Raw genomic sequence first — 13822 nt, 5'->3', positions numbered from 1 at the left:
ACGATCCCCATTTCTGACTGTGACCATTCCAAACTTCTCGCCGCTGCCCACCGACTTTTCGTCATTCCAACTGGACCGCGTTCCGGCCGATCCGCAATTGCTAGCCTGGAACGCGGCTGATGAACTGCTGCTTGCGCGACTAAACGACGCCCAAGAGCAACGCGATATCTTGATCGTCAATGACAGTTTCGGCGCGCTAGCCGTGGCCTTGGGCAAACAAGTTCTTGGTTGGTGGCAAGACAGCGCCATGGCCCGCCAGGCGTTACTGGCAAATTGCCCGCGCAATAACTGTCCGATACCCACCTTGATCGACTCTGCCGATCAATTGCCATCAACAATTAGCTGCGTCGCCATGCAAATACCCAAATCGACGGCCTTATTCGAATGGCAGTTAAGCCACTTGGCCCAGCGACTCTCACCCGACGGCAAGCTATACGCGCTTGGCATGGTAAAGCATCTGAGCGAAGGCCATCAAAAAGTCATGCAACGTTGGTTTGGTCACGTGAACCCGGGACGGGCCGTCAAGAAAGCTCGTTGCGTAGAGTTGGCTGAACCGGTCGCTGCGACACCGCCGCAAGCACAGACCTATCGTACGTCTCAGGGGGTGCAATTAATTTGCGAACCGGGCTGTTTCAGTGCCCAGCGTCCAGACCCTGGCGCCCTCGCCTTTCTCGCTTGTTTTAATCAGCTGCCAGCGGTTGATCGCGTGCTGGATTTGGGGTGCGGTAATGGCATCCTGGCGTTGAGTTATCTCACTCAGTTTTCACAGGCTCGAGCCATCGGCATCGACGAAAGCGCTCAAGCCATTGCCTCGGCGTTTGCCAGTGCAAGCGCCAATCAATTGGAAGATCGCCTGACGTTGTATCACAACAACAGCGTGCGGGAACTGGGTTTATCGGATGTGCCGCTGGTGTTGTGCAACCCGCCGTTTCATCAGGACACCAGTCTCACCGACACTATCGCCGAACAGATGATTCAAGACGCAGCCAATGCACTGGCCAGTAACGGTGAGTTCTGGATGGTCGGCAACCGGCACCTCAATTATCACCAACGGCTGACGCGCTATTTCAACGACGTCACCGTGCGTTCCGCCCATCCTAAATTCGTAGTTATTTCAGCGCGCGGTGTAAAACATCAACGCGCTTTGTGACGTAAATGCCAGCATCGGTGCGGTCGTTTCTGCTGGAAATCGAACGGCACAGAGACCGATGTTTTTTCACTGGTTTGATAACGCTCTTCCAATTCAGAATCGAGTTTGAATTTGCGGAAATTATTGGAAAACACCAACAAACCATCGGGCGCCAACACCTTCATCACACTGTCGATCAAAGCTTGCTGATCGCGTTGAATATCCAGTGTATCGCTCATGCGCGCTGAGTTACTGAAGGTTGGGGGGTCGAGAAAAATCAGGTCGAATTGTTCGCGACATTCGGTCAACCACTGCAAGCAATCGGCTTGAATGAAGCGATGTTTGGCGTCGGGCCGGCCGCCATTGAGACGCAAGTTTTCCCGCGCCCAATTCAAATAGGTTCGCGACAAATCGACACTGGTCGTGGTCGCGGCACCGCCAACAAACGCATGCGCGGTCGCCGCGCCGGTGTAGCAAAACAGATTTAAAAATCGCTGACTCCTGGCCTGATGTTGCAGCCAAGTTCGCGTAGGTCGATGGTCCAGAAACAAGCCGGTATCGAGATAATCGCGCAAATTCACCTGCAGCGTCACACCCTCTTCCTGTACGGTGAAAAATTCACCGCTTTGCGCCTGACGTTCGTATTGCGCGTGACCTTTTTGTCGCTGGCGTTGTTTGAGCACAATGTTCTCGGCTGGTGCTTGCATGACGTCGCCTAAAACTGCCAGAGCGTGCAGCAATCGAGCCCGGGCTTTGTCTTCAGGAATTTCGCGCGGCGGCGCGTATTCCTGCACGTGATATTGATCACCATAGACATCAATCGCCAACGCGAATTCCGGCAAATCAGCGTCGTACAAACGGAAGGCTTCGATGTCTTTACCTTTTAACGATTTGCGTCGCTGCTTCAGATTTTTCAGCAAACGATTGCGCAAAGCGCTGTCTTGCTCGGCCATCGCCGGCGTCTGAGTCGCAGTGCGTTCACCCGGCTCGAACACATACAAGTGCGTTTCGATCCGACCGTTAAAAAAGCGCTCTTTGGCGCTCGCTTTCAGGCCAGTTTCCCGAGCCAGAACGGTGTCGGACGTCAAAACACCCAGGGTCCAGTCCGGCAGTTCGCTCTGAGCAATGTCACCCAACCGCCGATACAGCGCGAGCAACTCCGGCTTGTTTCCCAGGCGTTCGCCATAAGGCGGATTACAGGCGACCAAACCCGGCTGCAAGGTCCAATGCGTTGGCTTGGTCCATTCACTCAGCGGTTTGTGGTAACAACGCGCCTGACGCGACAGCCCGAGTCGCTCCAGCGTTTCATTAGCGCGGGCAACAACACCGCCGTCAGCATCGTAGCCGAGCACTGGGCTCATCGTTTGTTCGCCATCCAGCCGGCGTTGCCGCGCTTCGCTGGTCAATTCATTCCAAAGGCCGCGATCATGCCCCTGCCAGCCGTCAAAACCGAAGCGACGGCGCAGCAGCCCCGGTGCCATGTCCGCCGCTATCATGGCGGCTTCGACCACCAAGGTACCGGAGCCACAGAGCGGATCGATAAAGGCTTCACCGGCTGCTGCACGGCGCGGCCAGTCGGCGGCCATCAACACAGCGGCCGCCAGATTTTCTTTGAGCGGTGCCGGGCCTGTGGCCTGACGATAGCCGCGTCGATGTAACGAATCGCCCGATAAATCCAAACCCAGGTCAATGCGCTGTCGGCCAACCTGGACAAAAACAACGATATCTGGCGCATCACGTTCCACGCTGGGGCGAATGCCATGGCGGGCGCGCATCTGATCGACAATGACGTCCTTAACTTTCTGGGCGCCATAACGCGGATCGTCGATACCGTTCATTCGGCCTTGAAAATCCACGCGCAAACTGCCACCGGGGCGAACGTGCTGATCCCAGTCGACGCCATCGACCAAGGCGACCAGTCCGTCCAGGCTGAGGTTGTCACTTTGCCCCAACGCCAGATGCACCCGGTTTGCCAAGCGACTCCACAAACACAGGCGATAGGCGTCCGCCAATGATCCTTCAAACGCCAGCCCCCGCGACCAATCCACCGCCGGCTGGCCCGTAATCTGGGTGATTTCCGGCTTCAGTAGTCGATGAAAGCCCTGCGGGCAAGTCACCCAAAATGTGGCGGGTTCGGTCATGGTCATTTTTAGACGGATTCTCTATGAAAAAGGCAACTTCTAAGACGGTAACGATTTAAAAAAGCTCGAACGGGCTTAGAGAACGGGCTGTAACCCCCACGCAATGGGGATGTCTATTTTATTACAGTAACCACTAAGTGTGGCGTTTTTTAGACGGATTCGTTCATCGACACCGGTGGATGGTTTTCGATACAACTCGGTTGAGGGCAGCCTCATCGGGATTGGTTGTTCTGACCGATCCCACTTCAACATGGACAGCAGGAGAGGTCTATCTATGAAGCGACAAAAGCGTGACCGCCGTGAACGAGCTTACCAGAAAGGCTATCTGGCCGGGCTGGAAGGCCGTTCCAAGAACCTTTGCCCCAGCGGCATACCGGAACTGCACCAGGAATGGATGAATGGCTGGCGTGAAGGGCGCAGCGATCAATGGGATGGGCTGACTGGCGTGCGCGGAATACATCGCCTCAATGAAGTACTGATTCACCACTGACGCCCAACACTCAGCGTCAGTTTCAGCCGGCCGAGTGCCGGCTTTTTATTAGCGCATTCGCGCCATTAATCCTGCCAGGCCTCGATACACTCCTGAATCAACCTGGGGCCGCGATAAATAAAACCGCTGTAAATTTGCACCAAGTCAGCACCGGCGTCTTTTTTGACGCGCGCATCGTCGCCATACAACACACCGCCGACCCCGATCAGCGGAATGGTCGGTTTCAGATAACGACGAAACGCGCGCAATACTTCGGTTGATGCATGGAACAAGGGCTGGCCCGACAAGCCCCCCGCTTCGCCGGCAAAGCGTTCACCCGAAACCGCGTCCCGTGCCAACGTCGTGTTGGTAGCGACAACACCGTCCACTTCGAATTCGTTAAACACCGCTGAAATGGCATCGATCTCAGATTCATTCAAATCCGGCGCGATCTTGATCAGGATGGGTTTGAAGCCGTATTGATCCGCCAATTGCTGCTGTCGCTGCTGCAACCCTGCCAGCAGAGTTTTCAGGGCGTCACCAAACTGAAGATTGCGCAAACCCGGTGTGTTGGGTGACGACAAATTAACTACGACATAACCCGCGTAGCGATAAACCCGATCCAGGCAATACACATAATCGTCCAGCGCCCGATCTTCCGGTGTGTCTTTATTTTTTCCGATGTTGATGCCGATGACGCCGGGGTATTGGCTTTTTCGAACCTGAGTAACCAGATGATCCACGCCTTTGTTATTGAACCCCATCCGGTTGATGATCGCCTGGCTGTTTTGCAGTCGAAACAGCCGGGGTTTCGGGTTGCCCTGTTGCGGGCGCGGCGTAACCGTGCCGACTTCGACGAAGCCAAAACCCAGCGCACCGAGCGCATCCAGATAGTCCGCGTTTTTATCCAGACCGGCCGCCAGGCCAATCGGATTTGCGAACTCAAGCCCCCACTGTTGCACCGGATCACAACTGGGCACTTTGGGGAACCACCGGCTCAACCCCAACCGATGCGCCGCCGCCAACGATTCCAAACTCAGGTCGTGGCTTGTCTCCGGACTGAATGCAAACAAGGCCGGGCGGAGAATGTCGTACATGGCGGATGGTCCCAACTGATAGAAAGCGGCCGGCAGTATACCAGCCTCAGGCGATGCGGCGGATGCCCACCAGTTTGAAATCGTCATCGACTTCCAAGGCAAAACTGCCCTGGATACCGCTGTGAGTAACAAAGCGCTGCAAAATCGCGGATGGAAAACGAACTCGCCGACCGTCGCGTGCTTCACACGACACCTGACGCACGGCTCCCTGGTAATGACGCAGGTAGTCATCGGCCGAAATATACAGATCGACAATCAGGGTTTGAGCCATAAAAACGAGAGTCCAGCCAGCGAAACCGGGAGAATTATCGCCAATGTAGAAAACGGCGCAAGCGCCGCTGGCTGGCAGCGGCGCTTGGAAAGGGCTGGAGAAGTGAGGTTAATACGGACGCGTCACAGTTCCGGCATCGTAGCTTGCGACAGGTCGAGCAACTCGCGAATCGCAACGCTGTACATGCTGAATTCCGGTTCACCGACAGCGCGAATTTCGCTCATCATCCGCAGCCAGCGTTCGACCAGAATCTGATTTCGTTCCAGCCAATCGTCCACCAGTTCATCCAGGGTTTCGTTGCTGATCTGACTGAACAACCCTTGGGTGATGCGGCGCTGTTGCCATTCCAGATCGTCACGGAATGATTCTCGCGCCATGGCTTGCCAGTGCGTGTTGACGCTCAAGCCGTTAACCTGCTCAGCAAAGCTATCGAGCTCCAACGCATCGCCGACACGGAAATAACCCTGCGCCACCTGCAACGGATCTCGTTCCTGACTCTGCGCCACTGCGACCACGCCCAGCGCGGTGTACAGCATGTCGGATGCACAAACGCGACGCGCCAAGGCTTCCGGAACGCCCTGCTCCACCAACTGATTCGATTCGTTCAGCCAGACTTCTTTTTGATCGTCCGGTAACAAATGCTCCAATTGGCCCACCATGTCCTGAATCGGTTTTTGATACAGATCCAGAACCGTCTGAATGTCGATACCGGTGCGGTAATTTTTAATCAACCAACGGCTGCCACGGCGCACCATGCGCGCGGTTTTCAACATCAGGCGGCTTTGCAATTCGGTGTCGATTTTATGGTCCAGTGCTTCCAGTTCGTCCCAAACCTGGTGCAGGCCGAAGATATCGCGTGCCGCCACGTAGGCTTTTGCCGCTTCAAGCGGCGACGCGCCGGTGCTTTCCTGCAGGCGGTTAAAGTACGAAATGCCCATGTAGTTGAAGATGTCATTGGCCACCTGAGTGGCAATGATTTCCCCACGCAAACGATGCTGATGCATCGACTTGCCAAACTTCTTGCGCATCGGCTCCGGGAAGACTGTGGTCACCGCAGTTTCCAGATACGCATCCTGAGCGACATCGGCTTTGATCAATTGCTCTTTCAGATCGCCTTTGACATAGGAAATCAACACTGACAATTCCGGTCGCGTCAGGCCCTGGCCCTGTACTTTGCGGTCGCTGATCACTTCATCGGATGGCAAAAATTCCAGCTCACGATTGAGTTTGCCCGCAGCCACCATGGCATTGATCAGGCGCCGGTATTCTTCGACCCGCCGCACCGATTCGGTATAGGCAATGCCCAACGCCTGGGTTTGCCTATAGTTGTTGCGCAACACCAATTTGGACACGTCTTCGGTCAGTTTGAACAACCAGTCGTTGCGTTGCTTGACGGTTAAATCGCCGCTGGTGACCAAATCGTCGAGCAGGATTTTCATGTTCACTTCGTGGTCCGAACAATCCACGCCGCCGGCGTTGTCGATGAAATCGGTAAAGCAGCGACCGCCATTCAGGTTGAACTCAACCCGGCCCAACTGGCTGAAACCAAGGTTGCCTCCTTCACCGATTACCTTGCACTGCAAGTCACGTGCGTTAACGCGAAGGGCATCATTGGCTTTGTCGCCGATGTCGGCGTGGTTTTCATGGCTGGCTTTGACGTAAGTGCCGATGCCGCCGTTCCACAATAAATCTACTGGCGCCGTCAGCATGGCGCTGATCAAATCGTTCGGCGCGATCTTGGCTTTGCTGATACCGAACAGTTCTTTCATTTCTTTGCTGACCGGAATCGACTTGGCACTGCGGTTGAAAATACCGCCGCCTTTGGAAATCAACTCGGCGTTGTAGTCTTCCCAACTGGACCGTGGCAATTCGAACATTCGTTTGCGCTCGGCAAAACTTTTGGCCGCATCCGGATTCGGATCCACAAAAATGTGCATGTGGTTAAACGCACCGACCAGTTTGACCGACTCAGAACGCAGCAAGCCATTGCCGAACACATCGCCCGCCATGTCGCCGATACCGACCACGCTGATTGGGTCTTTTTGAACGTCGATGCCCAACTCGCGGAAATGACGTTGCACGCTGACCCAGGCACCGCGTGCGGTAATGCCCATCTTCTTGTGGTCGTAACCGTTGGAGCCGCCGGAAGCAAAGGCGTCACCCAACCAGAAGCCGTAATCGATGGCTTCGGCGTTGGCGATGTCAGAGAAAGTGGCGGTGCCTTTATCGGCGGCGACCACCAGGTAGGGATCGTCTTCGTCGTAGCGCACCACTTGCTCAGGTGGCACGACAGCGCCGTCCTGCAGATTATCGGTGATGTCCAACAACGCCCGGATAAAGGTCTTGTAGCTGGCAATGCCTTCTGCCTGAATTGCTTCGCGGTCACCATCCACCGGCAATTGCTTGGCGACAAAACCGCCCTTGGCGCCGACCGGAACAATCACCGCGTTCTTCACCTGCTGTGCTTTAACCAGACCCAAAACTTCGGTGCGGAAATCTTCAATACGATCGGACCAACGCAGGCCACCACGCGCAACTTTACCGCCACGCAAATGCACACCTTCGATGCGCGGTGAATAGACAAAGATCTCAAACATGGGTTTGGGCAACGGGATGTTGCTGATCTTCGCTGGGTTCAGTTTAAAGCTGAAATAGTCCTTGCGTTTGCCATCGTCGCCGGGTTGATAAAAGTTGGTGCGCAGCGTGGCTTTAATCAATTCCATGTAGCGCCGCACGATGCGGTCTTCGTTGATGTTGTTGACCGCCTCCAGCTGCTCGTTAATGGCGTCCAGCCATTTGTCGATGTCTTTGGCCGCACTGCTTTGTTTTTCCGGGTTGAATCGCGCCGAAAATAGCTCAACCAGATTCTGAGTAATGTCGGTGTATTTGATCAACGTATCGGCAATATATTCTTGCGATAACCCGAAACGAATTTGCTTCATGTAGCGAGCGTAGGCGCGCAACATGGCGACTTCCCGCCAGGTTAATTTGGCACGCAAGATCAGTTGGTTGTAACTGTCGCTTTCGGCACGACCATTCCAGATATTTAAAAAGGCGCGTGCAAATTCTTCACGATATTGCACCGGGTCCAGCAACGGATTCGGCTCGTACAGCAAAGAGAAATCATAAATCCAGGTGCACTGGTTATCGCCGTAATTGATTTCGTAGGGGTATTCGTCGATGACTTTTAAGCCAAGATTTTCCAATACCGGCATCAACTCCGACAGCAGCAAAGCCTCGCCTTTCTTGAAAATCTTCAGCTTGAGTTCGCTACCAGTCGGTTCCATGGCGCGATAAAAACTGAGTGCAATTGGCTCGGCGTTTTTCTTATTCAGCGACTCCATGCGCTGCACGTCGGCAACGGCGACGCGTGCACTGTATTGCTCGCGGTAGCTGGCCGGAAACGCCTGGTTATAGCGTTGATGCAGTTGCACACCGTGCTCTTCCCCAAAGTTTTCCACCAGCGCCTGTTGCAACTCATCGGTCCAACGTCGGGCAATTTGAAAGATGCGTTTTTCCAACGCTTCTGTCGGCAATTCGCCATCAATGGGCTTCTTCAGTTTAAACACCAGACGCGTTCGCGCCAGAACCGACTCGCTGAAGAAAGTCGTAAAATCCGAACCTTCCACATCAAAATGTTCGGCCAGCATATCGTGCACTTGCTGACGCAATTGCGAGTTAAAAATATCACGTGGCACATAGACAATGGCGGTCAGGAATTTGCCGTAAATATCTTTGCGCAACAGCAGGCGAATGCGCTTGCGTTCCTGGATGGACAACACATCCAGTGTCATATTCAACAAGGTGTCGATGGACGCCTGAATCAGTTCATCACGCGGGAAGGTAAACAAAATGGCCGCCAATTCTTTGTAATTATGGCTGCCTTTGGAAAAGCCGCTTTGTTCCAGTACCCGTTCGATTTTGCGACGTACGACCGGAATGGTGTCAGGCGAACCGTTGTAGACGGTCGAGGTATAAAGCCCCAGAAAACGCCGCCCACCAATGACTTCGCCCCTGTCATTGAATCGCTTGACCAATACGTAATCGGAATAGGCAGGACGATGCACATTGGAGCGCCGTCCGGATTTGGAAAAAATCAACAACTCGGGTTCGAATACGTGTGCCCGGCGCTGCTCTGTCATCTCGTCAATAAACTCTTCGCGCCGTTTGCTGCCCTGTTTGAACAAACCCAAAGCGCTGCCTTCAACCTGTTTGACCTTGCCGTCTTCGATTTCGTATTCGTCATAAGCCAGGAAGGTAAAATGGTTGTCGGCCAACCACTTCATAAAAACGTCTGCTTCATCCAGTTCGGCTTGGTCAACGGGGTATTTCAGGGAGCGGAAATCAGCGACTGCATCGTCAGTTTTCTGCAGAATTTTGGGGTAGTCGGTGATGACCCGTTTAACTTCATCAATAACCGAGTTGATGGCGTTGGCGATGTCGTCCCGTTCCGCAGCCACTGTGGTCCGGTCGACTTCAATACACAGCAAAAGCTCCCGAGGCTTTTCTTTATCAAAGCGCTGAAAGTTGCCTTTCTGATCGCGCGCGACACCCAGGCTGGCGTGGAAAATGGTGTGGATGTTTGCCGCCATGCGGTTCAACGTCAGCCGCACTGAGTCAATCACAAAGGGCTCGTCCTCATGCAGCACCGTGACGATGGTGTGCGGCGACTGCCACTCGTTCTCCTCGACGTTAGGGTTGAACACCACAATGTTCTGCTGGCTCGTTTGGTGCTGCTGCAAAACGCGCCACAGCGACACCACCATGCCGGCCAGGTCAGTTCCATCGTAGTTGGCTAAATCCTGCATGGAGGCGTGCTGGAACAGATGGTCAATAAGCACACGCAGGTCAGCGTGGTTGTTCTTGGGGAAATGAGGCGTTAAACGTGTGAAAAGGGAGTCGAGTAACTCAATCCGTCGAGGTGACAGGGTGGTGGTCATTTTTAGCCTCTATAGAGTTGTTATCAGGTGCGGCCCGGACCAGCGGGTGGCAACCATTGTGCCGTTGGTATGAACGAATCTATTCTCTAGCATAGACAAACACTCGCCATAGCGCTGGCGCAAAAGGTGTCGCCTTTTCAGGAGTCGGGTCGCAATACTGAAAGTTGCCAGCGAAAATACAAGGAGAAATGCGGATGTCTGACAAATCAACACCTCGGCCGGAAGGTCGGATGGGATTGAAACGTCTGGTGCTCAGTTTGCTGGCCGGCCTCGTGGGTGTGCAAAGCGACAAGAATCGGATCAACGATTTCCAGTCCACCAGCATCTGGCCGTTTATCATCGGAGGGGTAGTTTTGACGATCGGGTTTGTATTGGCGCTGATTCTGCTGGTGCGCACCCTGGCCCCTTAATCTTTACTTCGCCAAACACGCTTTGTACGTCACAAAGCAAAGAAAAAGGGCCTATGTTCAGGCCCTTTTTCAGATCAGCAGCAGCGCTGACCCATCAATCTCTGCGTATTCTTGAACGTCGATGATTCACTCTGACGGCTCACGCAGCCGTCGCAACCCAATATATAGCGGCAGCGACCACGGTCGCTACGATTACCACAGCGGCAATGGCGTCCGCCTGAGCATCACTCATTCCTACTTTCTTGCTGGCCATGGATTCTTCTCCCGTTGTTGTTGTTCTAGGCGCCAGTTTCGGCCGATACGACAGCTGGAATTGCCGAATACCGCGGTCATTTAACTCTCTATACGAAGCTGGTTCAAGCGCCGCCATATAACGGTATGAGCTCAAATTATGAAAATTAAATCATTCCTGGAATAAGGAAACTTCGCTAGAGTAGCGCCACCCTTCACCAGACCGATAACAGGTTGCCTTGATGTACGTTTACGACTCGTTCGACCAGAAAGTGGTTGATGAACGCGTCGCTCAGTTCCGTGAACAAACTGAGCGCTACCTGGATGGCCAGTTGGCTGACGAGGAATTTCTGCCGTTGCGACTGCAGAACGGCCTCTATATTCAGCGCCATGCGCCCATGCTGCGTATTGCCATCCCTTATGGTCTGCTTGATTCCACCAAGCTGCGCAAGCTGGCCGAACTGACCGAAACCTTTGATAAAGGCTATGCCCACTTCACCACGCGCCAGAACATCCAGTTCAATTGGCCGGCATTGGAAGACGTTCCCGATATTCTTGCCGGTTTGGCGCAGGTACAAATGCACGCCATCCAGACATCAGGCAATTGCATCCGCAACACCACCACGGACCAGTTTGCCGGTGTGCTGCGTGACGAGATCGCCGATCCACGGCCCTGGTGCGAGCTGATTCGTCAATGGTCCACGCTGCACCCGGAATTCGCCTTCCTGCCGCGCAAATTCAAGATTGCCGTCAACGGCAGCCCGAGTTCAGATCGTGCGGCGGTGCGTTTCCACGACATCGGTTTGGAATTGGTTCGTAATGACGTCAATGAACTGGGTTTCCGCGTCTTCGTTGGTGGCGGTCTGGGTCGAACTCCGCTGGTCGGCCAATTGATTCGCGAGTTCTTGCCCACTCAGCATTTGCTCAGCTACCTCGAAGCCATTTTGCGCGTCTACAATCTGCTCGGCCGACGCGACAACAAATACAAGGCACGCATCAAAATACTGGTCAAAGCTCTGGGTGCCGACGCCTTCCGCGACAAAGTGGAAGCCGAATGGACCTATCTGAAAGACGGTGCCGCGACCTTGACTGAAGCGGAAGTCAATCGCGTTGCCGCTCACTTTATCGATCCGGACTACGCCAGCCTGGATGACGCCGATGCCCTGCTGGCGCAGCAAAAAGTCGATAATCCGGCCTTCGCCCAATGGCTGTCGCGCAATGTTCATCTGCATAAAAAGCCGGGTTACGCGGCCGTTACCTTATCGATCAAAAAACTGGGCTACGCGCCGGGCGACTGCACCGCCGACCAGATGCGCAGCGTTGCTCAACTGGCCGACGAATTCTCCTTCGGTGAACTGCGTGTCAGCCACGAACAGAACCTGATATTGGCGGATGTCCGTCAGGATCGACTGTTCGATCTGTGGGAAGCGGCCAAACTGGTTGGTTTGGCAACCGCCAACATCGGCACGCTCAGTGATGTCATCTGCTGCCCCGGCGGCGACTATTGCGCACTCGCCAACGCCAAATCGATCCCTATTGCCGAATCGATTCAGTCGCGCTTTGACGACCTCGATTACCTCTACGATTTGGGCGATATCGACCTGAACATTTCCGGTTGCATGAACGCCTGTGGCCATCACCACATTGGTAACATCGGCATCCTGGGTGTCGATAAAAAAGGCGAAGAGTTCTACCAGGTGTCATTGGGTGGCGATTCCGGTCAGAACGCCCGAGTTGGCAAGATTCTCGGCCCATCATTTAATGCCGACGATATTCCGGATGTGGTCGATAAAATCGTCCAGGTTTATGTTGATCACCGTCACCAGGACGAACTGTTTGCCGACACCGTCGAACGTGTTGGTCTGGAGCCTTTCAAGGAACGTGTCTATGCAAAATCTCATTAAGAACGGTGCACTCCAGCCGGACGATGCCTGGGTATTGATCGTAGATGAAGCGACCACGGCACCAACCGACGCCCCGGCGATATGGCCGTTACAGCAGTACCTGGTACAGCGCCAAAGTGGACAGCTCAGCGGGCAGCCACACGGCGTCTGGTTGAACGAAGAACAGATGGTGGACGAACTCGCCGAAGTGCTGGACGAATTGGCACTGGTGGCACTGCACTTTCCTAAATTCGCCGATGGTCGCAGCTTCTCCAAGGCTCGATTGCTGAGAGAACGATTGAGCTTCACCGGCGAAATTCGTGCGGTGGGCGATTTCCTGCCCGATCAGGTTGATTATCTGGCACGATGCGGCGTCGATGCGTTTGCCTGCCGCAACGAGCAGGAAGCCAATACGGCGTTATCAATGCTCGATACGTTCAGCGTCCACTATCAGAGCGACACCCATCAAACTCCCCTGTTCCAGCAACGCTGATAACGATCAAGGCACGCCTGAGACAGAGCGTGCCTGACCCTTCCCTCCCAGCAACAATCCAGCGTCTACCGGACTTTCCGTCAGCAAATTCAAACGGTCTCAAACGATTTTCAACATTTCGTTTGACGCCTGTATTTTTACTGTATATAAATACAGCTACTGTACGTTTGAACAGTAACGGAGACGACCATGCACGCACATCAAAGCTCTGCCTTAGCACTGCAACAACCCCAGCACTGGAAAAGTAGCCGAGCCCAGCCCTCGCGTGCACCTGCCTCTACCACCCCACTCGGCGCTTTTACCGAAGTCATGTGCCACCACGGCGGCCTTAACCAACTGCAACTGCTGGTACCGACCCTGGCCAAACTCAGCCAAGAGCAGGAACGTTGGATCACCTTTATCGCACCGCCCTGCCTGCCCAATAACAGCGCGCTGAAACGCGCTGGCGTCGACACCCGAAAAGTTCGCGTCGTCCACACCCGCTCAGTAACCGACTACTGGAAAACACTGCAAGAAGCGCTGGAAAATGGTCTGAGCAGTACCGTTCTCGCCTGGCCACCGCACGGCGAATTCAATGATCTTCGCCGTGAAGTGCTGAAACAGGCGTCGATGTCGGGACATACACAGACATTTGTATTCCGGCAACTAGGCAGTGTGGCCGTTCCGGCAACGTCGACAGAAGAATCAACTCAGCAATTGGCACTCGCGCTGTAAACAGGCCTCGGCGTGGTCACGCTTTGGTTTTCGATAGCACCAGA

General features: G+C 54.3%; 10 protein-coding genes. 6 read left to right on the top strand and 4 right to left on the bottom strand.

Annotation, left to right across the window (positions count from 1 at the left end; all coding sequences use genetic code 11):
• Positions 1 to 19: 19 nt before the first annotated feature.
• Positions 20 to 1150 (top strand): methyltransferase, encoded by a 1131-nt coding sequence (locus DW349_RS08495; RefSeq protein ID WP_108127650.1) that lies wholly within the window; start codon positions 20 to 22, stop codon positions 1148 to 1150.
• Here DW349_RS08495 and rlmKL read toward each other — a convergent pair.
• Complete coding sequence (gene rlmKL / locus DW349_RS08490; protein WP_198650578.1) at positions 1135 to 3270, bottom strand: bifunctional 23S rRNA (guanine(2069)-N(7))-methyltransferase RlmK/23S rRNA (guanine(2445)-N(2))-methyltransferase RlmL; 2136 nt, start codon at positions 3268 to 3270, stop codon at positions 1135 to 1137. The two genes, DW349_RS08495 and rlmKL, sit on opposite strands and share 16 nt — an antisense overlap.
• A 274-nt stretch (positions 3271 to 3544) precedes the next feature.
• On the opposite strand from rlmKL, the gene rmf reads away from it, so the two are divergent.
• Entirely contained in the window at positions 3545 to 3760 is a 216-nt protein-coding gene (rmf, locus tag DW349_RS08485; protein ID WP_108127646.1) for a ribosome modulation factor, read from the top strand.
• A 65-nt stretch (positions 3761 to 3825) separates the two neighbouring features.
• On the opposite strand, the gene DW349_RS08480 is transcribed toward rmf, so the two are convergent.
• The 3 genes from DW349_RS08480 to DW349_RS08470 form a co-directional block, all read right to left on the bottom strand.
• Positions 3826 to 4836, bottom strand: a complete 1011-nt coding sequence (locus DW349_RS08480; RefSeq protein ID WP_108127644.1) for a quinone-dependent dihydroorotate dehydrogenase — start codon at positions 4834 to 4836, stop codon at positions 3826 to 3828.
• Positions 4837 to 4882: 46 nt separating this feature from the next.
• Positions 4883 to 5107, bottom strand: a complete 225-nt coding sequence (locus DW349_RS08475; RefSeq protein WP_108127642.1) for a DUF2835 domain-containing protein — start codon at positions 5105 to 5107, stop codon at positions 4883 to 4885.
• A gap of 122 nt (positions 5108 to 5229) precedes the next feature.
• Positions 5230 to 10047: an NAD-glutamate dehydrogenase gene (locus DW349_RS08470; protein ID WP_108127640.1), complete on the bottom strand. Its 4818-nt coding sequence runs from the start codon at positions 10045 to 10047 to the stop codon at positions 5230 to 5232.
• A 194-nt stretch (positions 10048 to 10241) separates the two neighbouring features.
• Here DW349_RS08470 and DW349_RS08465 point away from each other — a divergent pair, with 194 nt between their 5' ends.
• The 4 genes from DW349_RS08465 to DW349_RS08450 all read left to right on the top strand — a co-directional run bounded on the left by DW349_RS08465 (position 10242) and on the right by DW349_RS08450 (position 13778).
• Positions 10242 to 10457, top strand: coding sequence for a DUF2970 domain-containing protein (locus DW349_RS08465; protein ID WP_232819394.1), 216 nt, complete (start codon positions 10242 to 10244; stop codon positions 10455 to 10457).
• Positions 10458 to 10930: 473 nt separating this feature from the next.
• Complete coding sequence (locus DW349_RS08460; RefSeq protein ID WP_108127636.1) at positions 10931 to 12592, top strand: nitrite/sulfite reductase; 1662 nt, start codon at positions 10931 to 10933, stop codon at positions 12590 to 12592.
• Positions 12576 to 13064 carry a DUF934 domain-containing protein gene (locus DW349_RS08455; protein WP_157954465.1) on the top strand — a complete coding sequence of 163 codons (489 nt, stop codon included), beginning with the start codon at positions 12576 to 12578 and terminating at the stop codon, positions 13062 to 13064. Before DW349_RS08460 ends, DW349_RS08455 begins: the two co-directional genes overlap by 17 nt.
• Positions 13065 to 13253: 189 nt before the next feature.
• A complete protein-coding gene (locus tag DW349_RS08450; RefSeq protein ID WP_108127632.1) occupies positions 13254 to 13778 on the top strand; it encodes a cell division inhibitor SulA in 525 nt (174 codons plus the stop codon).
• Positions 13779 to 13822: the final 44 nt, after the last annotated feature.

The sequence above is a fragment of the Saccharospirillum mangrovi genome (genome assembly GCF_003367315.1).
GTDB lineage: Bacteria > Pseudomonadota > Gammaproteobacteria > Pseudomonadales > Natronospirillaceae > Saccharospirillum > Saccharospirillum mangrovi.
The sequence above is the reverse complement of the archived record's forward strand: the minus strand, read 5'-3'. Positions and strand labels throughout refer to the sequence as shown.